At 42.0% G+C, this 23,765-nt stretch carries 23 protein-coding genes; 21 read left to right on the plus strand and 2 right to left on the minus strand.

Translation table 11 applies throughout. From position 1 onward, the window contains the following. Positions 1–89 precede the first annotated feature (89 nt). From JMN17_RS09590 to JMN17_RS09635, 10 genes are all read left to right on the plus strand, one after another. On the plus strand, positions 90–1,997 hold the full coding sequence (locus tag JMN17_RS09590; protein ID WP_087991570.1) for a glycosyltransferase family 2 protein: 1,908 nt from the start codon (positions 90–92) through the stop codon (positions 1,995–1,997). Between the two features lie 234 nt (positions 1,998–2,231). After that, a complete protein-coding gene (locus tag JMN17_RS09595; RefSeq protein ID WP_202327951.1) occupies positions 2,232–2,891 on the plus strand; it encodes an exopolysaccharide biosynthesis polyprenyl glycosylphosphotransferase in 660 nt (219 codons plus the stop codon). Between the two features lie 55 nt (positions 2,892–2,946). Then, positions 2,947–4,398 carry a teichuronic acid biosynthesis protein TuaB gene (gene tuaB / locus JMN17_RS09600; protein ID WP_087991568.1) on the plus strand — a complete coding sequence of 484 codons (1,452 nt, stop codon included), beginning with the start codon at positions 2,947–2,949 and terminating at the stop codon, positions 4,396–4,398. Next, complete coding sequence (tuaC, locus tag JMN17_RS09605) at positions 4,395–5,564, plus strand: teichuronic acid biosynthesis protein TuaC (protein ID WP_202327952.1); 1,170 nt, start codon at positions 4,395–4,397, stop codon at positions 5,562–5,564. Before tuaB ends, tuaC begins: the two co-directional genes overlap by 4 nt. Positions 5,565–5,625: 61 nt before the next feature. Continuing rightward, entirely contained in the window at positions 5,626–7,011 is a 1,386-nt protein-coding gene (gene tuaD / locus JMN17_RS09610) for a UDP-glucose 6-dehydrogenase TuaD (RefSeq protein ID WP_087991583.1), read from the plus strand. 86 nt (positions 7,012–7,097) lie between these two features. Next, a complete protein-coding gene (tuaE, locus tag JMN17_RS09615) occupies positions 7,098–8,564 on the plus strand; it encodes a teichuronic acid biosynthesis protein TuaE (protein ID WP_202327953.1) in 1,467 nt (488 codons plus the stop codon). 28 nt (positions 8,565–8,592) lie between these two features. Beyond that, positions 8,593–9,273: a teichuronic acid biosynthesis protein TuaF gene (gene tuaF / locus JMN17_RS09620; protein WP_087991566.1), complete on the plus strand. Its 681-nt coding sequence runs from the start codon at positions 8,593–8,595 to the stop codon at positions 9,271–9,273. A gap of 24 nt (positions 9,274–9,297) precedes the next feature. Next, entirely contained in the window at positions 9,298–10,056 is a 759-nt protein-coding gene (tuaG, locus tag JMN17_RS09625) for a teichuronic acid biosynthesis protein TuaG (RefSeq protein ID WP_202327954.1), read from the plus strand. 28 nt (positions 10,057–10,084) lie between these two features. Further along, complete coding sequence (gene tuaH, locus JMN17_RS09630; RefSeq protein WP_087991582.1) at positions 10,085–11,278, plus strand: teichuronic acid biosynthesis protein TuaH; 1,194 nt, start codon at positions 10,085–10,087, stop codon at positions 11,276–11,278. A 144-nt stretch (positions 11,279–11,422) separates the two neighbouring features. Continuing rightward, positions 11,423–12,499 (plus strand): MraY family glycosyltransferase, encoded by a 1,077-nt coding sequence (locus JMN17_RS09635; protein WP_202327955.1) that lies wholly within the window; start codon positions 11,423–11,425, stop codon positions 12,497–12,499. Between the two features lie 73 nt (positions 12,500–12,572). Here JMN17_RS09635 and JMN17_RS09640 read toward each other — a convergent pair whose 3' ends face one another. Together JMN17_RS09640 and JMN17_RS09645 are read right to left on the minus strand one after the other, a co-directional pair. Next, positions 12,573–13,685 carry an LCP family protein gene (locus tag JMN17_RS09640; RefSeq protein ID WP_087991563.1) on the minus strand — a complete coding sequence of 371 codons (1,113 nt, stop codon included), beginning with the start codon at positions 13,683–13,685 and terminating at the stop codon, positions 12,573–12,575. Positions 13,686–13,687: 2 nt separating this feature from the next. Further along, positions 13,688–14,338, minus strand: coding sequence for a YigZ family protein (locus tag JMN17_RS09645; RefSeq protein WP_087991562.1), 651 nt, complete (start codon positions 14,336–14,338; stop codon positions 13,688–13,690). 216 nt (positions 14,339–14,554) lie between these two features. Here JMN17_RS09645 and degS point away from each other — a divergent pair, with 216 nt between their 5' ends. From degS to flgL, 11 genes are all read left to right on the plus strand, one after another. Continuing rightward, positions 14,555–15,712 carry a two-component sensor histidine kinase DegS gene (degS, locus tag JMN17_RS09650; protein ID WP_087991561.1) on the plus strand — a complete coding sequence of 386 codons (1,158 nt, stop codon included), beginning with the start codon at positions 14,555–14,557 and terminating at the stop codon, positions 15,710–15,712. An 82-nt stretch (positions 15,713–15,794) separates the two neighbouring features. Then, positions 15,795–16,484 (plus strand): two-component system response regulator DegU, encoded by a 690-nt coding sequence (gene degU / locus JMN17_RS09655; RefSeq protein WP_003219701.1) that lies wholly within the window; start codon positions 15,795–15,797, stop codon positions 16,482–16,484. 97 nt (positions 16,485–16,581) lie between these two features. Continuing rightward, positions 16,582–17,427: a DegV family protein gene (locus tag JMN17_RS09660; RefSeq protein ID WP_087991560.1), complete on the plus strand. Its 846-nt coding sequence runs from the start codon at positions 16,582–16,584 to the stop codon at positions 17,425–17,427. Positions 17,428–17,531: 104 nt separating this feature from the next. Beyond that, a complete protein-coding gene (gene comFA / locus JMN17_RS09665; protein WP_445291676.1) occupies positions 17,532–18,926 on the plus strand; it encodes an ATP-dependent helicase ComFA in 1,395 nt (464 codons plus the stop codon). A 59-nt stretch (positions 18,927–18,985) separates the two neighbouring features. Beyond that, positions 18,986–19,282 carry a late competence development ComFB family protein gene (locus JMN17_RS09670; RefSeq protein WP_087991559.1) on the plus strand — a complete coding sequence of 99 codons (297 nt, stop codon included), beginning with the start codon at positions 18,986–18,988 and terminating at the stop codon, positions 19,280–19,282. Further along, positions 19,246–19,968: a double zinc ribbon domain-containing protein gene (locus JMN17_RS09675; RefSeq protein WP_202327956.1), complete on the plus strand. Its 723-nt coding sequence runs from the start codon at positions 19,246–19,248 to the stop codon at positions 19,966–19,968. Before JMN17_RS09670 ends, JMN17_RS09675 begins: the two co-directional genes overlap by 37 nt. A gap of 69 nt (positions 19,969–20,037) precedes the next feature. Beyond that, on the plus strand, positions 20,038–20,457 hold the full coding sequence (locus JMN17_RS09680) for a TIGR03826 family flagellar region protein (protein WP_148962628.1): 420 nt from the start codon (positions 20,038–20,040) through the stop codon (positions 20,455–20,457). Positions 20,458–20,536: 79 nt separating this feature from the next. Beyond that, the gene (flgM, locus tag JMN17_RS09685) at positions 20,537–20,803 is read left to right on the plus strand and encodes a flagellar biosynthesis anti-sigma factor FlgM (protein WP_087991557.1); all 267 of its coding nucleotides are present in this window, start codon (positions 20,537–20,539) and stop codon (positions 20,801–20,803) included. 14 nt (positions 20,804–20,817) lie between these two features. Beyond that, positions 20,818–21,300: a flagellar protein FlgN gene (gene flgN, locus JMN17_RS09690; protein ID WP_087991556.1), complete on the plus strand. Its 483-nt coding sequence runs from the start codon at positions 20,818–20,820 to the stop codon at positions 21,298–21,300. A gap of 18 nt (positions 21,301–21,318) precedes the next feature. Then, positions 21,319–22,842: a flagellar hook-associated protein FlgK gene (gene flgK / locus JMN17_RS09695; protein WP_087991555.1), complete on the plus strand. Its 1,524-nt coding sequence runs from the start codon at positions 21,319–21,321 to the stop codon at positions 22,840–22,842. A 9-nt stretch (positions 22,843–22,851) separates the two neighbouring features. After that, positions 22,852–23,748, plus strand: coding sequence for a flagellar hook-associated protein FlgL (gene flgL, locus JMN17_RS09700; RefSeq protein ID WP_202327957.1), 897 nt, complete (start codon positions 22,852–22,854; stop codon positions 23,746–23,748). The last annotated feature ends 17 nt before the right edge of the window (positions 23,749–23,765 follow it).

Consider the following 23,765-nt stretch of genomic DNA (forward strand, 5'->3'; position numbering starts at 1 on the left):
TAAGATTAGGCCTATTCTTATTGACAGATGTTTTTGATATAATGATCAGGCAAAAATATAACCGATCCATTAGGGTAGTGAGGTAATCGATGAAGATAAGCATTGTTATCCCTGTATATAATTCAGAAGATCTTATTTCCGAATGTCTTGACAGCTTAGTTAATCAAACAATGCCAACAGAGGATTATGAGATTATATGTGTCGATGATAAATCTACGGATTCATCTTTAGACATTTTGAAGCAATATAAAAAGAAGTATGAAAATATTGTTGTTATTGAAAGAACGGAAAATTCAGGCGGTCCAGGTGCTCCGCGCAATGATGCAATAAAAATTTCCAAAGGTGAATATATCCTGTTTGTTGATTCCGATGATTATCTAGGAAATGAAGCATTGTTGAGATGGTATAATTTTTCAAAAGAGAATCAATCAGATATTACTTTAGGGAAATTAAAAGGGGTAAACGGCAGAGGCGTTCCCAAATCGATGTTTAAAGAAACGAACCTGGATGTTGATTTAGTTGATTCCAAAATTGTTTTTACATTGGGACCTCAAAAACTGTTTAAAGCCTCACTTTTAAAAGAAAATCAAATAACCTTCCCTACTCACATCAAAGCAGCGGAAGATCAAGTCTTTACAATGAATGCTTATTTGAAAGCAAAGAAGATTTCTGTTTCAGCTGACTATGATTATTACTATTTGGTCAAAAGAGACGGCGAACATATGAGTGTTGCTTATGTTCCCCCAGAGAACTTTTATGGAGCGATGGAAGATATTGTCTCCGCCATTAAGGCAAGTGACCTGGAAGAAGCCAGAAAAATTAAGTTGATGGCAGTATTTTTAAACAGGCATTTTGATTTTTCACGGACAAAAAATGTCACAATAAAAATGAAAACCGATGAAGAAAGAGCTGAATGGTTTAAATATTTGTCATCGTTTATTCATGCAGTGCCTGAAGAGGCGGATCAATTTTTGCTTCCGCATATCAAATTGCGGCTGCTGTTTATTCGCAATAATGATTTGAAAGGATTAACCCAGTATGAGCGGGAAGAACAAGACATTAAAAAGTTCTGTACTGTACATAACGGGGAGTTAATTGCGCGTTATCCGAGCTTAGAGCGGTATCCCGTTTCTGAAGAACTACTAAAAGTAAATTATAAAAATAAACTTGAACATTATCTGCAGAATATTGAATTTAATGATCGCAGCCTCAGCATTCAAGGAACCATGAAACACAAATTGTTGGATGATGAAACGAATAATAATCAATCCCTGACAGGAGTGTTTGTTCATCGTGATACAAAGGCGGAAAAATACATTTCGCCGGCTTTAAATGAAAATTCCGCGTTTACATTTGAGTGTAAGTTTGATGAACTGGCATCTGCTGAAGAAGATTTAGGCGTTTGGGATTTCTTTATTGAATCGTCAATAGATGGCTACAAATTAAGGGCAAGAATAGGAAACAAGCGTGCAGCGTACAAGTATTCTACGAAAACGATGTATTTAGGTCATAACGCTTTGTTTGTCTACAGCGCCAGACCATACTTCACAATGAACTATGATAATCTTTCGATTGATATCAAGAAACATGCATATACAGAAGCTGAACTTTCCTATGATACAGGATCAAAAGATTTATCATTTCTTTTTAAAGATAAGCAAATCTGGTTGCCAAATCATTCAAAAATCATTGTCAATACCGGTCAGGCTGAAATTTCATTGCCGGTAAAACGTATTGATTTAGAGCCTAATTGTACGAAATTGACGGTTAACGTGCAGAGTTTGCTTGAGCAGCTAGCTCATGTCCAGAAAGAACATCGATTAATTGATTTTGCGATAAACACTTCTCAAAATAAAATCAGTGCAAAAGTGGATAACCAAGAAATTATCCTCGACTCAAAGAACGTGGAACGAAAATCCATGTTAGTCTTTCGTAAAACAGTTGAGGTTCAATATAAGCTGTTAACCTCTAAATCAAAATTTTATTTTCAATATTAAATGCTTCGCAGAGAAAAGAGACAAATCTGAAAAATGGTTTGTCTCTTTTTTTATACAATATGCTTAATTTTTAAAAAAAGTGTCTAAAACAATAAAAAGTTCACAGTTAAATGTCAGAAAAAATAACAAATTCACACTTCTTAACATACCATTTACATCCAATTAACATCCGTCTGCTAAACTGACTGGCATAGGTCATCATAACATCCCAAACAAATCGTGAGGTGTGTGTCAGTGAGTGCAGAGAAAAGCATGAATGTGAGTCGTGAATTCTCAGTTCAGCAAATACATTCTTTTACATTATCTGAAAAGACGGCTCGTTATTTAGCAGTAAAGCGCGTAATGGATATTTGGTTTGCGCTCATTGGATTGGCGATGGCGCTGCCAATGATTGCGGTATTTTCAATACTGATTTGTTTGGAGACGCCGGGGCCTGCCATTTATACGCAGGAACGCGTAGGGAAAGGCGGGAAACGATTTAAGCTTTATAAGCTTCGTTCCATGAAAATAGATGCCGAGAAGTCTGGGGCTGTTTGGGCGCAGAAGCAAGATCCGCGGGTGACAAGGATCGGAGCTTTTATCAGAAGAACGAGAATTGACGAGCTGCCTCAGCTATTTAATGTGCTGAAAGGCGATATGAGTATGATAGGCCCTCGTCCGGAACGTCCAGTGTTTACAGAAAAGTTTCAGAATGAGATTCCAGACTTTACACAGCGTTTGGCTGTTAAACCGGGATTGAGCGGCTGGGCTCAGGTGAACGGCGGTTATGATATGACGCCGAAGGAAAAACTGATATTTGATTTATATTACATTCGCAACCTGACTTTCACTTTAGAATTAAAAATTATGTTAAAAACTTGTAAAGTAGTGTGGACAGGTGATGGTGCAAGATAAAACTGAACACCTGCATTTACCATCAACCTGAGCTTAAAACGAAGTAGGGAATATGATGCCAAGTATTACAAAACAGATCATAAGCGGCGCAAAGTGGACAAGTATTTCGACGATGTGCATTACAGTCATACAAATTGTTCAGTTTGCCCTGCTAGGAAATATGATGACCTTAACGGAATTTGGACTCGTAGGCATGATCACAACGGTTACAGTGTTCGCCCAGATTGTGCTTGATATGGGATTTGGCGCGGCGTTAATTCAAAGGGATGACGCAACAGAGCGCCAGCTGTCAACCTTGTATTGGCTTAACATTATGACCGGCGTTTTGCTGTTTGTTCTTTTATATGTGAGCAGTCCCGCCATTGCGGGATTTTATCAAAGAGAAGAGCTGGTGTTTCTGATTCGGATTTTAGCGATTATGTTTTTGATTGCGCCAATCGGACAGCAGTACCAGTATATGCTGCAAAAGCAGCTGCATTTTAATACGTTAAGCAAAATTGAGATTTTTTCAAACACATTGTCCTTCGGATATTTAGCGATTGCGGTTTTTATGATGGACGCGATTTTAGCGTACGTCATTTCTCAAGTGCTGCTGCAGTCCAGTAAAGGGATTTTGTATTGGGCCGTATACCGAAAAAAATGGCACCCCGCTTTTGTTTTTGACTTAAGGGGAATGAAGGCCTTCTTTTCCTTTGGAGCTTTTCAGCTTTCATCCCGTCTTGTGAACAGGCTGGGAGCGAATATCGATATGATTTTGATCGGACGGTTTATCGGTGCTGAAGCGTTGGGGATTTATAACCTTGCTTACCAGATTGTCACCATTCCGGTATTGAAAATCAATCCGATTGTGACACGGGTGGCATTCCCTGTTTTCGCAAAAAACAAATATGAAAACAGCGTGATCAGAGAAGGCTTTCTGAATATGACAAAGATGCTGGCGATTGTTTCGTTTCCGCTGTTAATCGGGCTCGTGTCTGTGTCAGACGCCTTTATCGCAGCGGTTTTCGGAGAAAAATGGCTCGCTGCTGTACCGGTTCTCAATGTTCTGGCCATTGTCGGGATACTAAGAGTGCTCATGAATCCAAATGGATCTGTGCTGCTTGCTAAAGGAAGAGCGGACTTAGCATTTTATTGGGATTCCGGTGTGCTGCTGCTGTACGGATTGTCACTGTTTGCAGCCGTTCAGACGGGAAGTCTGCTGACTGTCGCATGGGTATATGCCATCATCAGTGTTTTCAATTTCCTGATCGGCCGCTGGCTGCTGGCATATGTCATCAAGCTTAATCTTTCGGCCTACTTCCAGTCGATTATAAAGCCGTTTCTGATCACAGTCGTGATGGCTATCATCGCGTTTGGTGTAAGCCTAGGTACGGAACACTTCAGTCTGCAGGCAGAAATGCGGCTGGCCATTTCAGTGGCGGCCGGGGCGCTGTGCTATCTTTTTCTTTTGGTAAAAGCGTACCCTCAAATGAAAAGTAAACTACTAAGAAAAGGACGTTTGTCATGAAGATTTTGTGGATCACAAGCGTATATCCGAGCAGTCTGAAACCCGGTGAGGGTGTGTTTCATGAGACACAGGTCCAAGAGCTGCAAAAACTTGGGCTTGATATCACCGTGATATGCCCGCGGCCTTTTCATTCCGCGCCTGTCCGCATGTTGAAAAAGACATATCGAAAAAAGGATGCCAGACCGGAGTATGAGATTAGGAAGGGGATACCGGTTTATCGGCCTTTCTATCGAGCGGTTCCCGGCCAGCTGAAGTGGGCGCAGCCTCATCGGAGAATCGCAACAGCCGTTTTAAAAATGATGAAACAGCGCGACTTACATCCGGATCTGATTCATGCGCACTTTGCCATGCCATCGGGCGGGGCTGCGGCAGTCGTGTCGGAGTCAGAGCGAATTCCTTATGTCCTGACCTTGCACGGCAGTGATGTGAATGTCTATCCGCATTACAGCAAAGGGGCGTTTAAAGCCTTCAATCATGCGGTAGGTTCCGCGTCAGCTGTTTTAGCAGTCAGCCACAAGCTTCAGGAAGAAACCAAAAAGCTTTCCGGCTTTGACAGCTCGGTTCTGCCGATCGGCATACAGCTCAGCCGCTTTCAGGAGAATGAGCAGACAAAAGAAGAAACCAGAAAAAAACTCGGGCTCCCGCTCGATCAGCGTCTGGCCATCTATGTGGGCCGGCTCGTCAGGGAGAAAGGCATTTTTGAACTGTCTGACGCCATCGAGTCATTGAAGCAACCTCCTAAGGCAGTCTTTGTCGGGGACGGTCCTGCAAAGTCCATGTTGATGCAAAAGGGCCATATCGTCACAGGCCAAGTGCCGAATCATAAGGTGAGAGACTATTTGCTTGCCGCAGACATGTTCGTGCTTCCTTCTTACAGTGAAGGGATGCCGACTGTCGTGATTGAGGCGCTCGCGCTAAGGGTTCCTGTCATCTGTACGGATGTTGGCGGAGTTGCATCGTTATTCGGTAAGCATCGGCATTTGCTGATTAAACCGAGGTCTGCTCAAGCCTTGGCGGAAGCGATCGCTCTGTATGAACATGAGCAAATGTGGAAACCGGAAATAGCAGATGATTTGTATGAAATCGTGCAGGCACAATTTGACGCCGGAAAAAATGCCAAGGCCTTGCATCATCAGTATCAGACGGTCGCGAAAACGTCCGTTTAATCGTAAGAAACTGCGACCAATATAAAGAGGACAATCATTTTACAGGAGAGGGATGATCGCTGTGAAAAGAATAGCTGTCATTGGAACAGGTTATGTAGGACTCGTATCAGGCACTTGCTTTGCGGAGATCGGCAATAAAGTTGCTTGCTGTGATATAGATGAATCAAAAATCAGAAGTCTGAAAAATGGGGTAATCCCGATCTATGAGCCAGGGCTTGCGGACTTAGTTGAAAAAAATGTGCTGGATCAGCGTCTGTCCTTTACTAACGATATCCCGTCCGCCATTCGGGCATCTGACATTATTTATATTGCAGTCGGAACCCCAATGTCCAAAACAGGTGAAGCTGATCTAACATACGTCAAAGCGGCGGCGAAAACGATCGGTGAGCACCTGAACGGCTATAAAGTTATCGTAAATAAAAGCACAGTCCCGGTTGGCACAGGAAAACTGGTTCAATCTATCGTTCAAAAAGCTTCAAAAGGAAGATACTCCTTTGATGTTGTATCTAACCCTGAATTCCTTCGGGAGGGCTCAGCGATTCATGACACGATGAATATGGAGCGTGCCGTGATTGGCTCAACAAGCCATAAAGCCTCTGCCATTATTGAGGATCTGCACAAGCCTTTCCACACTCCTGTCATTAAAACAAACTTAGAAAGTGCAGAAATGATTAAATACGCCGCAAATGCGTTTCTGGCGACAAAGATTTCCTTTATCAACGATATCGCAAACATTTGTGAGCGAGTCGGCGCAGATGTTTCGAAAGTTGCTGATGGCGTAGGGCTTGACAGCCGTATCGGCAAGAAGTTCCTAAAAGCAGGTATTGGATTTGGCGGCTCGTGTTTTCCAAAGGATACAACCGCACTGCTTCAAATCGCAAAATCAGCTGGCTATCCATTCAAGCTCATTGAAGCTGTCATTGAAACGAACGAAAAGCAGCGCGTTCATATTGTAGATAAACTCTTAACTGTTATGGGAAGCATCAAAGGAAGAACCATTTCCGTCCTCGGATTGGCCTTCAAGCCGAATACAAATGATGTGAGATCTGCTCCTGCTCTAGATATTATCCCGATGCTGCAGCAGCTGGGCGCACATGTAAAAGCATACGACCCGATTGCGATTCCTGAAGCTTCAGCAATCCTTGGCGAACAGGTCGAGTATTACACAGATGTGTATGATGCGATTGAGGACACAGATGCATGCCTGGTTTTAACGGATTGGCCGGAAGTAAAAGAAATGGAGCTCGTAAAAGTGAAAACTATCTTAAAACAGCCAATCATCATCGATGGGAGAAATTTATTCTCACTTGAGGAGATGCAGGCAGCCGGATACATTTACCACTCCATCGGCCGTCCCGCTGTTCGGGGAACGGAACCTTCTGACAGGTATTTTCCGGGCTTGTCGCTCGAGGAATTGGCTAAAGACTTTGGGAGTGTCAATTTATAAAAAGAAAAAGTGTTACTTGGGTTGAAACTGTCGGCTGCTTAGGCTCGGCCGCCGGCTCCTGAAACATCAGGAAAGGGGTTAAACATGTGAGTATCAAACGTTCAGCGGTCCATACGCTTACATTATTGGCCGCTGCTATATTTGGGATCATCCTATTGCTGGGAGCCAATCGCACACATACAGGTTTCATGCAGATGGCTGCCGTGCTCGCGGTACTGGTGATCGGGCTGTTTGCGCTAGCGCTTGCAACCGCATTTACAACAAAAGAACGGCTCTTTATGGCTGTCATCTATATTTTGATCGCCTGCACTTTTTTAAATAATGCATTTTTCGCGATTCATCTTGGTTTTTTCAGTTTGTTCCTTTACAGGCTTCTGCTCCTTGCAGCGGGATGCCTCCATGTGATCGGTATGATTCGGAACCGGACACATATTGAAAAATGGAACGGACTGCAAGTGAAAGGGATCTTGCTCTTTTTCGCCTTTTGGTTTATATACGGCCTTGTTTCCCTGCTGTGGGCCAAGTCGGTGACAGCCGGCATCAAATATTTGGCTTTATTGGCTATGGGTATCTTCTTCATTTACCTCATTGTCATGTACGTGCAAAAAATGGAGCAGCTGATGATGGTTTATTGGATATGGCTTGTCATGACAGTGTTTCTGATGATCATCGGTTTTTACAATCACATGACCCATCACCATCTCCCGAGTTCAACACTGTACAGCGGACCGGAATATAAGCAGCATTATCCGACATCTGTCTTTTTTAATCAAAATGACTTTGCGACCTTTTTATCGATCAGTTTCTTTTTTTACATCACGATGATGAAAAACATAAAGAATGGATACCTCAAGGCGATTGGCCTTGTGCTCTCGCTCTGTGCGCTGTATTTAATTTTTGCTACCGGTTCAAGGGCAAGCCTTCTCGGCATTTTTGCAGGCATTGCTGTCTACATTTTCATTGTTTTGCCGCCTGTTCTCAAGAAAATGGCCATATGGGTGTCAGCGGCAGGGGCTGCCATTTTTGCAGTTCTATTCGCCAGCCGGATTTATTCAAAGTTTTGGGAGCTGTTTATGGCTCCGCAGACGCTGCATTCATTTCATGACAGGCTTCCATCCAATGTGGGCCGGGCCAATCTGCTGAAAAACGCGTGGCATTTTTTCCTTGATTCATACGGATTCGGAGTCGGAGCAGGGAATGTATCCTATTATCTTGAGCACTATGCTTTATATGATACTGACGATGTGACAGAGGTGCACAACTGGCTCGTTGAAATCCTTGCTAACTTTGGCTTGTTCATTATGCTGGGATATCTCGCCGTTTATGCCTACCTTATATGGGTGCTTTATAAATTTTATGAAAGAAAATTAGAAAAGCAGTCAAAACTGATCATAGAAGGGCTTATTACTGCTCTGGTCAGTTTCTTGGCATCAAGTATCAGCCCAAGCTCTGTTTCAAATTTATTTTTCCATTGGGTGTTTCTGGCCCTCGTCATCGCCGCTGTGAATGTGTTAAGACGATCCAGACAGATGCCTGAACCGGTGTACAGATAAACAGACTACAAAAAGCAGGGAGACTTATATGAACGATATATTGATAAAAATAGCCCGTCGGATGAAAAAAAATATCATTTGGATCATAGCGGTGCCAATTATATTAGGTGCGGCGGGGTATATCCTGCCGTCCCAGATCGCTGACCAAAAGCGCTATACAGCTGAAGACACTTTAGCTGTGGGGAGTTATGATCATCCGGTTTATAACAACATAGAGGAGATTCCCCTTTTGCTCAAGAGCGACTCTTTTTTGAAGGAGGCCCTTCCTGATGAAAAGGCTGAAGATTTGGCTGAGATTAAGGAGAAGCTTACCATCAAAGCCGAATCCAAATCTTTACTGACCTTGGGCTATAGCGACGAGGATAAGGGTAAAACGGAATCCGTCTTAAACGCCATTTCCTCCACCTTTCTCAAAAACGATCAAAAACTGTACGCAGAAAGAGAAGCCGTCATCCGCCGCAGTATAGACGCGCTCGAAGGCGAGACGGTGAGTGAGGATTCCAAAGTGGATAAAGAGAGATTTTTGTATGAGCTGCAAAATACGCAGCTTAATCTGAAAGCGGCCAGTGTCACTGATTCTGAAACCGTAAGTGAGGCGGCTGGCGGCGGAATGTCCCCGAAAAAGAAAGCGGTTCTTGGCGTTATGATCGGTCTCACAATTGCCTTTATGTTCGTTGTCATTCCTGAATTTTTTAGAGAGTCCTTTTAAAATCATACCGATGGAGATGTGATCATGACTTATTGGAAACCTCTTGTATCTGTCATTACACCTTCTTATAATGCGCGTGACTATATTGAAGACGCGATTCATTCAGTGTTAGATCAGAGCCACTCCCATTGGGAAATGATTATCGTGGATGATTGCTCAACGGATGGGACACGCGGCATTTTGAAGCAGTATGAAGAAAGAGATGAAAGAATTCATGTGGTGTATCTGGAAGAGAACAGCGGAGCTGCGGTTGCCCGCAACAAAGCATTGGAGCGTGCTCAAGGACGATTTGTAGCATTTTTGGACAGTGATGACACATGGAAAAAAGACAAACTCGAAAAGCAGCTTGATTTTATGATGGAGCGCTCCTGTGCGTTTTCTTTCACAGGCTACAGCTTAATGGCGCAGGACGGAACCCCGCTCGATAAATATATTGATGCCCCGGAAAGGCTGACGTACGATGACGCCTTGAAAAATACGATTATCGGCTGCTTGACGGTCATGATTGACAGGGAACAAACGGGACAAATCCAAATGCCGAATATCAGAACGCGGCAGGACTTGGCCACATGGCTGTCTCTTTTAAAAAAAGGGTTTACCGCTTATGGGATGAATGAATGCCTGGCTGAATATCGGCTTGTAAATAACTCGATATCCAGCAACAAATGGAAGGCTGCGAAAAAAACGTGGTTTGTCTATAGAGAGATCGAACGGCTTCATCTCATCAAAGCAACATGGTGTTTTGTTCAATATGCAAAAAACGCGGTGAAAAAAAGATTATAGCCGCAAACAGAGAGAAAAGGTGATGAAGGTGGAAACAAAAGAAGCAATCATTCATGTCATCGTTGCCACTGCTGAATGGGGAAAAGACCAATTGAGATACAGGCGGCACCGGCTGGCGGAATTTTTAGCTGCTCAGGAGGAAACGAAGGAAGTCATTTGGGTTTGTCCGGCTCCGCGAACCCAAGGGAATGAATTTCAGCAAGTTCATTCAGGCATCAGGCAATTCGCTGTTAAAGACTTGCTCCAGAAAAAAATGTTTCGTTTCGGACGATATACAGATGTTTTTTACAGACATAAGCTATCACCATTACTTGATAAGCTGACTTCTGCTTCTGCAAACGGTGAACGCTGCTGTTTATGGTACACGTTTCCCGGTTTCCCGCTGCTGTCTTCGCTGTATTCTTGGGATCAAGTGATTTATGATTGCAGTGACTTATGGGCGGCGCCGATCAGCGGACGTTCAAATCTGCTGTCTGAACTCCGGCGAAAAGTCATTAAATCGGCAGAGCTGAGAATTATACATCGTGCAGATTCCATAACCTGTTCATCGGATTATCTCCACCAAGAAGTAGACAAAAAACTGACTGCGGGACGAGAAAAGGTGCATACTGTTGAAAACGGTGTGGAATATGAGCTGTTTTCTGAGAATAAAGCGGCTCCCGATCGGAGCATATTGCAGGGAAGAGAAGGAATCGTATTAGGTTTTATCGGCGGAATTAAACCTAAACTGGATTTTAAAATGATTGAAGAAGCAGCGCTCCAAAAGCCTGATTGGACATTTTTATGGGTTGGTCCTGATGCCACTAATGGCGATGACTCGTTTCAAGAGCTGCTGAGGCTTCCCAATGTGATATGGACCGGTCCGGCGGAGCCAAAAGAAGTTCCGCATTATATGGAGCTTATCGACATCGGCATTATGCCATATAAAAACTCATCGTATAATCAAGCCGTTTTTCCGTTAAAACTATTTGAATTTTTAGCGGCTGGAAAGCCTGTCGTCGGCTCTAATCTTCCATCGACTTCAAAAATGCAGAAGCCTTATGTATACGAATATGTAGAAGGCGATCATCCGCTTGATTTTATCGCCGCGTGCGAAAAAGTGCTTGGCCAACACGGGGATGAAACGTATAAAGAAATGCGCCGAAACATCGCCCGCGCAAAAGATTGGAATTGCTTATTTAAAAAAATCATGAAATATACAGGGATTCAAAAACATGCGTAGTCCTATAAATTGGGATGCGCGTTTTTTGATTATACGTGTTTCTTTTTGATGAAGCTTGTTATAATAACTAGGGAGAAGGTATAATGGAAGGAACGGTTCTCTATATAAATAAAGACTTTATTTAATCCCAAAGGAGACTTCTTTATGCTTGACGAACGCATGATTCGCATTGTTGTTGCGTTTATTGTCTCGCTGCTGACAGTTTTAATCATAACCCCAATCGTAAAAAGGATTGCGATTAAAATAGGTGCAGTTGACCAGCCCAGCAACCGAAAAGTACATGACAAAATCATGCCCCGGATGGGCGGGCTGGCCATATTTATCGGAGTGGTTGCAGGCGTGCTTGCATCCGGTATTTACACAGAAACAAAAATGACGGCTATTACAGTCGGAGCATTCATCATTATTGTGTTAGGTATTCTTGACGATAAATATCAATTAAGTGCAAAAATTAAGTTTTTGATTCAATTAGGTGTAGCCATTATGATTGTAAGCACCGGTTTAAAAATGGACTTTTTCTCAGTGCCTTTTTTAGCAGAACGATTTGAGTTAGGCTGGCTGGCTTATCCGCTGACAGTATTATGGATTGTCGGTATCACAAACGCGATTAACCTGATTGACGGATTGGATGGCCTTGCTGCCGGTCTCTCTGTTATCGGCCTGTCAACGATCGCCGTTATGGCGCTATCCGGCGGAAAAGTACTCATTCTGTCACTCTCACTGGTGGTTATCGCCAGTACGCTTGGATTTTTGTTCCATAACTTTCATCCGGCCAAAATCTTTATGGGTGATACAGGATCACTTTTTTTAGGGTATTGTATTTCGATTCTTTCATTATTAGGCCTGTATAAAAGCGTAACATTGTTCAGTATCGTTATCCCGGTTATTATATTAGGCGTGCCGATTTTTGACACAACATTTGCTATCGTCAGAAGAATTTTAAACAAACAGCCGATTTCGGCACCCGATAAGTCCCATATCCACCACAGACTGATGGCCTTTGGCCTATCACACCGGATGTCGGTCATTGTGATTTATCTCATTGGATTCATTTTCAGCATCAGTGCAATCGTGCTTAAAAGTGCCACAATTTGGCTCTCTTTGTTTATTATCTTCGTTTTAATTATTTTTATGCAAATCATAGCAGAAGTGACAGGACTCGTGAATGAAAAATTTAAGCCGTTTACGAAATTTTATAAACGGCTGGTGAAGAGAAATTAAAAACTCCGGCTGAAGACGCCGGAGTTTTTTTTCTGCGCAAAAATGCCCGATCTTTATAGGACCGGGCATTTTTTTAATAGGATGAATCAGTTGTTGAATTCGTTGTACTGTTTGAGCTTGTGCTGCTGTCATTCGAATACGTTGTACCGTCAGTTGTTGTGCTTTCATCTGTGCCGGTGCTGCTTGTATCTGAAGAATAATCTAAATGCTCTTGGAGCGTTTTTCGGACAGTCTCCAGATTTGTGGCATCTGGTTCAAAATAATACGTGTTGTTCGCCCCTAAATATAAATCGGATCCTGTAATGCTCAACGTGTCGATTTTCTTGCTGGTAAAGCCGCTGTAAATCTGCTGCAGCGCTAAACCTTCAGTAATGCGAATATTGGTTTCAACGTTTTCGCTTGCTTTTTCTGCGATTTTATCAATCTTAGCAATGTTGCTTGCGCTTGACATTTGGTCAATCAGCGCATTTAAGATTTGTTTCTGTCTGTCATTACGGCCAAAGTCTCCGCGTTTATCCTGTTTTCTCATACGGGCATACGCCAAGGCTTCTTCGCCGTTTAAATGCATCTCGCCTTTTTTGAAGTAAATCCGTTTGCTTTCGTTTACATCACTTTTTTCATCAAAATCGAAAGGCACATCTACATCAATGCCGCCGACTTCATTAATGACATCTTTAAAACCGTCAAAATCAACTGTGACATATTTATCGATCGGGATTTGCAAGAAGTTTTCAACAGTTTCAACTGTCTCATCTTTTCCGCCTTTGCTGTAAGCAGCATTAATCTTTGTTTTGCTTCCGGTTGTGTCACTGGCTAACTGCACTCGTGTATCACGCGGAATGCTCAGCATTTTCATGGTTTTATTTTTGGGATCAAGGGTAACGACAATAAGAGAGTCTGATCTCCCTTTTTGTCCTTTGGTCGCGTAATCCTCTATTCCCATAAATAAAATAGAAAACGGTTTTTTCTTCATATCTACAACTTCGCTGCGAAGATTTGATTTATTTCCGCGGGAAAGAGCATCATATGAATCATCCGCAGCGCTAATGGTTTTATAAAGTTTATATCCTCCAAGCCCTACGACCACCAATAATGCAAGGGCGAACAATAACATCATTCTTTTTAAAATTTTCCTGCGTTTGCTCTTTTTCTTTTTTCGCACACGCACTCTAACGCGTTCAGCCATTATTAAGTCTCCTTTATGTGATTGACGGCTTTTTCAAGATACGTCAACTCTCCCTCTTTAATATCACTCTTTCCATTTGTCAGTTCTGTCATCCACTCAGAAAATGCGTTTGTTTCTTTTTCTTCGACGTATGTTTCGAATACAACATTTTCGGCATAATGGATTTCCTTTAACAGAAATTGTGATTCTCTTAGTTCATTTTCAATCTTGCCAAGCCACGTGTAATCCGCGGAAGTGTGCATGACGCGCATAAGCTTTCGTTCTACAACACCTATATGATTTAATCCTTCAGACACTGATTTTCCATAAGCGCGAATTAATCCGCCGGCCCCAAGTTTAATGCCTCCGAAATATCGTGTAACGACGGCGCAAGTATCCTTAAGGCCGCGTTTTTTTAATACCTCAAGCATCGGCACTCCCGCTGTACCGCTTGGTTCTCCATCATCATTGGCTTTTTGGATATGATCGTTCTCGCCAATGACGTAAGCCGAGCAATTATGAGTCGCATTCCAGTGCTGTTTCTTTATTTTCTGTATAAATTCCTGTGCCTCTTGTTCAGTAGAAACACGGCTTAAATGACAGATAAAACGCGATTTTTCTATAACAATCTCGTGTTCTCCTGTTTCTTTCACAGTAAAATAGCTGTGCAGCATGCTTGCTGACCCTCCTGCTAAGCATAAAAGACTGCCTATACAAATTCGTACAGTCTTTAGAATTTTTGTGCGTATTTTGGTATCATAAAGAATAGAAGGTATATAAAATTGTTTTTTTCTAGAATATACGCATTCTTTCATTATAATTCGACATAAATTGCAGATCAATTACATTTATAATAAAAATATATAACAACGCCGTGACGGAGGGAAATTATGAATAAAACAAAGATGGATTCCAAAGTTCTGGATTCTATTTTGATGAAGATGCTGAAAACCGTTGACGGGAGCAAGGATGAGGTTTTTCAAATCGGGGAACAGTCACGCCAGCAGTATGAACAGCTGGTTGAAGAACTGAAACAAATTAAACAGCAGGTTTATGAAGTCATCGAGCTTGGCGATAAACTTGAAGTGCAAACCCGTCATGCGAGAAACCGTTTATCCGAGGTCAGCCGCAATTTTCATAGATTCAGTGAAGAAGAAATTCGCAATGCTTACGAAAAAGCCCATAAGCTGCAGGTAGAATTGACGATGATCCAGCAGCGTGAGAAGCAGCTGCGCGAACGCCGGGATGATTTAGAGCGCAGATTGTTAGGCCTTCAGGAAATCATTGAACGGTCTGAATCATTAGTAAGCCAAATTACAGTTGTGCTCAACTACTTGAATCAAGATTTGCGCGAAGTCGGAATGCTTCTTGCTGATGCTCAGGCAAAACAGGATTTTGGCTTAAGAATTATTGAGGCGCAGGAAGAAGAAAGAAAAAGGGTCTCCAGAGAAATTCATGACGGACCTGCTCAAATGCTGGCAAATGTGATGATGAGATCGGAATTAATCGAGCGGATTTTCCGTGACCGCGGCACTGAGGACGGTTTCCAAGAAATTAAAAATCTCCGTCAAAATGTGCGGAATGCCCTTTACGAAGTGAGAAGGATTATATATGATTTAAGACCGATGGCCCTTGATGACCTAGGCCTGATTCCAACTTTGAGAAAATATCTATATACAACAGAGGAATATAACGGTAATGTCAAAATACATTTTCAGTGTATCGGTGACACAGAGGATAGGCGGCTTGCGCCCCAGTTTGAAGTGGCGCTCTTCAGGCTCGCACAGGAAGCTGTGTCTAATGCGCTAAAGCATTCCGAATCTGAAGAAATTACTGTCAAAGTTGAAATCACAAAGGACTTTGTGATTTTAATGATAAAAGATAACGGCAAAGGGTTTGACCTGAAGGAAGCGAAAGAGAAGAAAAACAAATCATTCGGCTTGCTGGGCATGAAAGAAAGAGTAGATTTATTGGAAGGAACCATAACAATAGATTCGAAAATAGGTCTTGGGACATTTATTATGATCAAGGTTCCGTTATCTCTTTGACTATGATTTGTAAAATAGAGCCAAAAGGCATATTGACCGAAAGCTAGAGTATATAGAACAATAATACAAGGAGGCGTGGCTTGTGACTAAAGTAAACATTGTTATTATCGACGACCATCAGTTATTTCGTGAAGGTGTTAAACGAATATTGGATTTTGAACCTACCTTTGAAGTGGTAGCCGAAGGGGACGACGGAGATGAAGCGGCTCGTATTGTCGAGCACTATCATCCTGATGTTGTGATCATGGATATCAATATGCCAAACGTAAATGGCGTGGAAGCTACAAAACAGCTTGTAGAGCTGTATCCTGAATCTAAAGTAATTATTCTATCAATTCACGATGATGAAAATTATGTAACACATGCCCTGAAAACCGGCGCGAGAGGTTATCTGCTGAAAGAGATGGATGCTGATACATTAATTGAAGCGGTTAAAGTAGTTGCCGAGGGAGGTTCTTACCTTCATCCGAAGGTTACTCACAATCTCGTTAACGAATTCCGTCGTCTTGCAACAAGCGGAGTTTCTGCACACCCTCAGCATGAGGTCTACCCTGAAATCCGCAGACCATTACATATCTTAACTAGACGGGAATGTGAAGTGCTGCAGATGCTTGCAGACGGAAAAAGCAACCGCGGTATCGGTGAATCATTGTTTATCAGTGAGAAAACCGTCAAAAACCATGTGAGCAATATTTTGCAAAAAATGAATGTAAACGACCGGACGCAAGCCGTTGTGGTCGCCATTAAAAATGGCTGGGTAGAAATGAGATAGTATAATACGAGACTTGCCTTTTATTAGGCAGGTCTTTTTTTAGGCTGCCGTTTCGCTTACAATAGAGTTATAAAGCAATAAGGCAGGTATCGAAGCTATGAATATTGCAGTCGTAACAGACAGCACAGCATATATCCCGAAAGAAATACGTGAACAACATCAAATACATATGATCCCACTCCAGGTTGTGTTTGGGGAGGAAACTTATCGTGAAGAAATCGAATTGGACTGGAAAAGCTTTTACGAGGAAGTAAAGAAACATACTGAGCTTCCGACGACTTCTCAGCCGCCAATCGGCGAGCTGGCTGCTTTGTATGAAGAGCTTGGCAAGTCTTATGATGCGGTTATCAGTATCCATCTTTCCAGTGGGATCAGCGGAACATTCAGCAGTGCGGCAGCGGCTGACGCAATGGTTGACAATGTTGAAGTGTATCCATTTGATTCAGAGATCAGCTGTTTGGCTCAAGGCTTTTATGCTCTTAAAGCTGCTGAATTAATCAAAAATGGAGCCTCATCACCGGAAGATATCATAAAAGAACTAGAAGAAATGAAAAAGACAGTTCGGGCGTATTTTATGGTAGATGATTTAGCGCATCTTCAGCGGGGCGGACGATTAAGCAGCGCCCAAGCCTTTATTGGGAGTCTTCTAAAGGTAAAGCCTATTCTTCACTTTGACAATGAGGTAATTGTGCCTTTTGAGAAGATTCGCACACGTAAAAAAGCAATTTCACGAATTTATGAGCTTTTAGACGAAGATGCGAGTAAAAGATTGCCTATGCGTGCTGCGGTTATCCACGCTAATCGAGAAGAAGAAGCAGCGAAAATCATTGAAGAGCTTTCTGCGAAATACCCTCATGTTGAATTTTATAACAGTTATTTTGGCGCGGTAATCGGCACTCATTTGGGTGAGGGCGCGCTGGGAATTTGCTGGTGTTTTCAATAACGTAAAATCTCCGTTTTAGCAGCGGAGATTTTTTTATATTCTTATTTTCACCGCTGGACAGAAAATTTCCATTCAGGCATACTGTCTCGAAAGGAGGCGGTGCTATGCTGGTTGAGCCAGATGAAAAGAACATTACTTTCTCAAAAGAATTACAGCAGACGCTCCAAGGCCGTCATTTGCTCAGAACTGAACTCCCCTTTTCCGATGAGATGATTGAATGGCATATCAAGAACGGCTATATCTGCGCTCAATACTCTATATCCAAAAATAAACGGGAGTATAGGTGTAATAGGTGCGGCCAAAATGATCAGCGGTATTTTTCTTTTTATTACTTATCTAGAAAGAAGCAGCTGTATTGCCGTTCCTGTGTCATGATGGGCAGAGTGAGCGAGGATGTGCTTTTATATTCATGGAAAGAGGAAGATGAATCTCGTTGGAAGCCTATCAAGCTGACTTGGAATGGCAAGCTCTCAAGCGGACAGCAAAAAGCTGCCAATGTCTTAATTGAAGCAATATCAAAAAAAGAAGAGCTTCTCATCTGGGCGGTTTGCGGCGCTGGCAAAACAGAGATGTTATTTCCCGGTATAGAATCAGCGTTAAACGAAGGATTGCGAGTATGTATTGCAACACCCCGCACCGATGTTGTATTAGAGCTTGCTCCGAGACTCAAGGCCGCCTTTCAGGGCGCTGACATTGCGGCACTTTACGGAGGCGGCGAGGACAAAGGGTGTTTATCTCCGCTTATGATTTCCACCACACATCAGCTTTTGCGATATAAAGACGCGTTCGATGTTATCATCGTTGATGAAGTTGATGCTTTTCCGTATTCCGCTGATCAAACTCTTCAATTCGCTGTTCAAAAAGCTAAAAAGAAAAACAGCACCCTTGTTTATTTAAGTGCAACACCCTCTAAAGAATTAAAAAGAAAAACACTGAACGGACAGCTGCATTCAGTTCGCATTCCAGCAAGACACCACCAGAAACCTTTGCCAGAACCGCGCTTTCTATGGTGCGGAAATTGGAAAAAGAAATTAAACGGAAACAAAATTCCGCCAGCGGTAAAAAGATGGATAGCGTTTCATGTGAAAGAAGGGAGGTCTGTGTTTTTATTTGTTCCCTCCGTTTCTGTTTTGGAAAAGGCAGCTGCCTGCTTTAAAGATGTTCATTGCCGAACAGCGTCTGTTCATGCGGAAGATAAGGACAGAAAAGAAAAAGTAAAGCAATTTAGAGACGGTCAGTTTGATCTTTTAATCACAACAACAATATTAGAGAGAGGTGTCACTGTCCCCAAGGTACAAACAGGGATATTAGGGGCCGAATCGCCTATCTTTACGGAAAGCGCACTTGTGCAAATCGCAGGAAGAACCGGCCGGCATAAAGAATACGCGAACGGCGATGTTATTTTCTTTCACTACGGAAAAACAAAGAGCATGCTGGATGCAAAAAAGCATATAAAAGAAATGAATGCATTGGCGGCAAAAAATGAAAGAACAGACTAGTTATTATTTGAAAACATGGTACAGTATACTCATATAACCGATGATGAGGAGCTGTAAAAATGCTTGTCAATTCCAAAGAAATCGTAATGAAAGAACTGCTCGACCGATATATGGACCAGCTTCATATGACCTGTACTTGCCAAGTATGCAAAAACGATGTGTTGGCACTTTCTTTAAATAAAGTAAGACCATCCTATGTCACTGATCTTAAAAAGATCGCATATACGAAAGCTGAGCTGGTAGATAAACAAAAAAACACGGCTATGCTTGTGATTTTGGCTGAATCTGCTGCTGTGGTATCAGAAAGTCCAAACGATTTATGCCAAACGAAGCAGGAGGAGGAATTCATAAACTGATCTGTCTATTATGCGATTCGCAATTTTCTCAAGCTGTTACATGGAAAGCTCTTTTTTTATTAAAGACTGACGAAAAGGTCTGTCATTCCTGCAGAAGCAAATTAAAGAAAATCACAGGACATATCTGCTCGCTGTGCGGCAGGCCTCAATCCATTCATGCGCTATGCAGGGATTGCGAGGCGTGGAAATCAAGGGTCAGTGACAGCTTGCTGCTGCGCCAAAACCGTTCAGTTTACACATATAATGAAATGATGAAAGAAACACTCTCCCGTTTTAAATTTAGAGGAGATGCAGAAATCATAAATGCGTTTAAAAGTGATTTCTCTTCAACTTTCTCAGAGGTTTACCCCGATAAGCATGTTGTTCTCGTTCCTATTCCGCTGAGCAAGGAACGGGAAAAAGAGCGTGGATTTAACCAGGCACAGCTCCTCGCAGAATGCTTAGACCAGCCTATCCGCCATGCCCTCGTTCGCTTGAATAATGAGAAACAGTCTAAGAAAAAGAAAAAAGAACGCCTTCTTTCAGAGCGTATTTTTGATACAAAAAATAACTCAGTTGAAGGTATGAATATCATTTTAATAGACGATCTTTATACAACAGGCGCTACCTTGCATTTTGCAGCCCGCTGTTTATTAGAGAAAGGAAAAGCCGGTTCAGTGGCATCTTTTACCTTGATCAGAAGCTAAATGATTCTGTTTTTATGCCGATATAATCACTAGAAATTAACAGATATATTATCGAGAAGGAGAAAAAAGATGGGAGAACTGGCTAATTGTCCGAAATGCAATGCTTTATTTTTAAAAACAAAGCTGCAAACCATATGTCAGGCGTGTATTAAGGAAGAAGAAAAATCATTTGAGATTGTATATAAGTTTTTAAGGAAACAGGAAAACCGGCAATCAACTTTGAACCACATAACAGAGGAAACAGGTGTAGAAGAAGAGCTGATATTAAAATTCATCAGTCAGAAACGGATTCAAATCACTCATCTTCCTAATTTGGCATACCCATGTGAGAGGTGCGGGACATCGATTCGGGAAGGCAAATTCTGCAAGGCTTGTCAGTCAGATATAAAGGCTCAAATGGATCATTTGGACCATGAGGATACCTTGAAAACCGAGAGGGAAAATAGTAAAAAAGACACGTACTATGCCTATAATACCAAAAACAGCTGATTCCCTAAACTAACTGAAACCGCAGTCGATAAAAGGGTTAGATTGTTTAAAGACTGCAACGGAAAGCGAGAGGAATCCTATGAAAATCAATCAATTTGGAACACAATCCGTTAATCCATACCAAAAAAATTATGAAAAGCAAGCGGTGCAAAAAACTGCTGCACAGCCTAAAGATAAAATTGAAATTTCATCACAGGCTAAAGAAATGCAAAATGCATCTGATGCAGTCACTGGTTCACGCCAGGAAAAAATTGCGCAGCTTAAAGCGCAAATTGAAAACGGGTCATACAAAGTGGACGCAAATCATATAGCGAAAAATATTGTTAATTTTTATAAAAAGCAATAAAAAGGAGAAAGCCCATGTCAGCAAAGCCAATTATTGACCAATTGAAGCGACTTTGCGTTCTGCATGAGCACCTGCTCACGCTGTCTCAGGAAAAGACGGAAGCGCTCAAGGCCGGCAAAACAAAAGAGCTTTCTAACATTTTGACAAAAGAGCAAAAATATATACAAGCAATCGGACAGACAGAAGATGACCGGATCAAAGCAACTTCCGCCTTTCTCGGATACAGTGAAAACAACACCATTTCCGCATGTATCGCCAAAACTTCAGGCAGTGAAAAGGAAGCGCTGGAACAACTATATGAGTCTCTTTCTAACGCTATCGGACGTCTGAAGGAAGTGAATGAGATGAATAGGCAGCTGACGAGAGACGCGCTGCAATTCATTTCAATTTCGTACGATATGCTGGTTCCTAAGGAAAATAACTTCAATTACAGCAAATCAATTAAAGCTGAGCTCCCGAAGAGCAGCCGAATGAAACTATTTGATTCAAAAGCTTAGCAGAAAGGAATTCAGAATATGACATCTACCTTTATGGGGCTTGAAACTGCAAGGCGGGCGTTAAGCGCTCAGCAGGCAGCGTTAAGCACTACCGCAAATAACGTGGCAAATGCCAATACAGACGGTTATACAAGACAGCGGGTCTCATTGGAAGCAACTGACTATTTTCCTGCTGTATCAAAAAACGCAGAAAAAACCGCGGGACAAATGGGAACGGGTGTTCAAGGCAAGTCAGTTGAGAGAATAAGAGATATCTTTCTTGACTACCAATACCGTCTTCAAAACAACAGTGCGGGTTACTACGACACCAAAGCCAAAGCTTTGTCCCAAATGGAAGGCATCTTAAATGAGACGGATGAAAGCGGCTTAAACAGTGTGCTCAATTCGTTTTGGAATTCCCTTCAGGAGTTATCAAACAATACAAACGAAGACAGCGCGCGTTCTGTTGTTGCTGAAAAAGGAAAAGCTTTAGCAGAAACGTTTAATTATCTTTCTGAATCACTAACAAATGTTCAATCAAACTTAAAAGCGGAGCTAGATACTACTGTATTAGATGTCAATTCTCTGCTTTCTCAATTAAACAGTTTAAATAAGCAAATTGCGCAAGTAGAGCCGGTCGGGCTTCTTCCGAATGGTTTATATGACCAGCGGGATTTGCTGATCGATAAATTATCCTCAATGGTTGATATCAAACTCAGCTATAACAAATCAGGCGGGAATGCACTTGCTTCTGCTGAAGGAACTGTATCAATTGATATCCTCGATAAAAATAAACAGTCGCTGGGAACTGTTTTGGACGGTAAGAATTATGAGGTTTCAGAACTTGCAGCCAATTATGATAATGAAACGGGTTTAGTATCAAGTATTTCAATCGGAGGCGCTGCTGTACAGGCTGAGTCATTCAGCAGTAAGGGATCCCTTTTAGGATTTATAGAGTCTTACGGATATGTAACAGCAGGCGGCGAAGAAAAGGGCGCATACCCTGATATGCTTTCTGACCTTGATGATATGGTGCTTGAATTCGCAAAAGCTTTCAATGAAGTGCATAGAAATGGTTTGACCAAAAGCGGCGAGCAAGGCGGGGACTTTTTTGATTTTACCGGCGGTGAAACGGAGCCGGCAAAAGGAGCAGCAGGCAAGATTAAAATTGCTGACAGCATCTTAGATTCAAAAGGCGCGAACATTGCTTTCTCACTGACTGGCGCAGCCAATGATAATGCAAATGCAACAAAGCTAGCGAATGTTTTAACCGGCGATATCACCATTAATGGAAAAAATACAAGTGTGCTAGATTACTATGCAGGACTGATTGGCGAGCTTGGAATTAATGCACAAGAAGCGAATCGGCTCGCGTCTAATACTGAAACACAGCTTAATGACGCCGACATCAACCGTCAGCAAATGAGCGCAGTTTCTTTAGACGAAGAAATGACGAATATGATTCAATTCCAACACGCATACAATGCTGCTGCGAGAATGGTGACTTTACAAGACGAAATACTCGATAAAGTGATCAATGGCATGGGTGTCGGAGGAAGGTAGGTAGATCAAATGAGAGTAACACAAGGCATGATTCAGCAAAACTCATTGAGATATATCGGTTCAAGCTACTCGAAGCTGGATAAACTTCAATCACAGATTTCTTCAGGGAAAAAAATCTCAAAAGCTTCTGACGATCCTGTCGTAGCTATGAAGAGCTTAAAATACCATACGCAATTATCTCAGGTTCAGCAATATCAAAGTAATGCTTCTCAAGCTTTTACCTGGCTTGAAAATACAGAAACAAACATTACTGAAGGAATTGACATTTTAGCGAAAGTCAAAGATTTAGCTATTAAGGCTGAAAATGATACAAATGGTGAAGATGAGCGGCAAGCGATTGGCGTAGAAGTAAAGCAGTTAAAGGATCAGCTTTTAAAAATTGCGAATACACAAGTGAACGGCAGATATATCTTTAATGGAACGAATTCAGACACGCCTCCGGTTACTGATAACGGAGACGGAACTTATACCATTTCCGATACTGCTGATGTTGTGGTCAATATATCAAATAATATGAACTTAAAAGTGAATTCAGATCCAAAGTCAGCCTTTGGGGGTACGTCTGAAAGCGGACAAAATGTATTTGAAATGCTTGACTCATTTGAGCAAGCACTTAGTTCCGACTCACTCGATGGCATGGACAATCTTTTAGAGGATATTGATCAATTTTCTAACGGCATGAGCGCTGAACGTTCTGATCTCGGTGCAAGATATAATCGTCTTGAACTGATTAATACTAGGCTTTCAGCTCAAGAAGAAACATCTACAAAAGTGTTGTCTGACAATGAAGATGTAGAACTGGAAAAAGTAATAACAGAATTTATTGCGCAGCAAAGCGTGCATAGGGCTACTCTTGCTGTAAATGCGCAAATTGTTCAGCCTACATTGATTGACTTTTTAAAGTAAGCGGCTCTCAGGAGTTC

This window comes from Bacillus sp. RHFS10 (genome assembly GCF_016757475.1).
Classification (GTDB): Bacteria; Bacillota; Bacilli; order Bacillales; family Bacillaceae; genus Bacillus; species Bacillus subtilis_G.

Bases quoted from the DNA above. Each gene is read 5' to 3' on its own strand.
- JMN17_RS09590 (WP_087991570.1), top strand. From the start codon at position 90: ATGAAGATAAGCATTGTTATCCCTGTATATAATTCAGAAGATCTTATT.
- tuaB (WP_087991568.1), top strand. From the start codon at position 2,947: ATGCCAAGTATTACAAAACAGATCATAAGCGGCGCAAAGTGGACAAGT.
- tuaC (WP_202327952.1), top strand. From the start codon at position 4,395: ATGAAGATTTTGTGGATCACAAGCGTATATCCGAGCAGTCTGAAACCC.
- tuaF (WP_087991566.1), top strand. From the start codon at position 8,593: ATGAACGATATATTGATAAAAATAGCCCGTCGGATGAAAAAAAATATC.
- tuaG (WP_202327954.1), top strand. From the start codon at position 9,298: ATGACTTATTGGAAACCTCTTGTATCTGTCATTACACCTTCTTATAAT.
- JMN17_RS09635 (WP_202327955.1), top strand. From the start codon at position 11,423: ATGCTTGACGAACGCATGATTCGCATTGTTGTTGCGTTTATTGTCTCG.
- JMN17_RS09640 (WP_087991563.1), bottom strand. From the start codon at position 13,685: ATGGCTGAACGCGTTAGAGTGCGTGTGCGAAAAAAGAAAAAGAGCAAA.
- JMN17_RS09645 (WP_087991562.1), bottom strand. From the start codon at position 14,338: ATGCTGCACAGCTATTTTACTGTGAAAGAAACAGGAGAACACGAGATT.
- degS (WP_087991561.1), top strand. From the start codon at position 14,555: ATGAATAAAACAAAGATGGATTCCAAAGTTCTGGATTCTATTTTGATG.
- JMN17_RS09660 (WP_087991560.1), top strand. From the start codon at position 16,582: ATGAATATTGCAGTCGTAACAGACAGCACAGCATATATCCCGAAAGAA.
- comFA (WP_445291676.1), top strand. From the start codon at position 17,532: ATGCTGGTTGAGCCAGATGAAAAGAACATTACTTTCTCAAAAGAATTA.
- JMN17_RS09670 (WP_087991559.1), top strand. From the start codon at position 18,986: ATGCTTGTCAATTCCAAAGAAATCGTAATGAAAGAACTGCTCGACCGA.
- JMN17_RS09675 (WP_202327956.1), top strand. From the start codon at position 19,246: ATGCCAAACGAAGCAGGAGGAGGAATTCATAAACTGATCTGTCTATTA.
- JMN17_RS09680 (WP_148962628.1), top strand. From the start codon at position 20,038: ATGGGAGAACTGGCTAATTGTCCGAAATGCAATGCTTTATTTTTAAAA.
- flgM (WP_087991557.1), top strand. From the start codon at position 20,537: ATGAAAATCAATCAATTTGGAACACAATCCGTTAATCCATACCAAAAA.
- flgN (WP_087991556.1), top strand. From the start codon at position 20,818: ATGTCAGCAAAGCCAATTATTGACCAATTGAAGCGACTTTGCGTTCTG.
- flgK (WP_087991555.1), top strand. From the start codon at position 21,319: ATGACATCTACCTTTATGGGGCTTGAAACTGCAAGGCGGGCGTTAAGC.
- flgL (WP_202327957.1), top strand. From the start codon at position 22,852: ATGAGAGTAACACAAGGCATGATTCAGCAAAACTCATTGAGATATATC.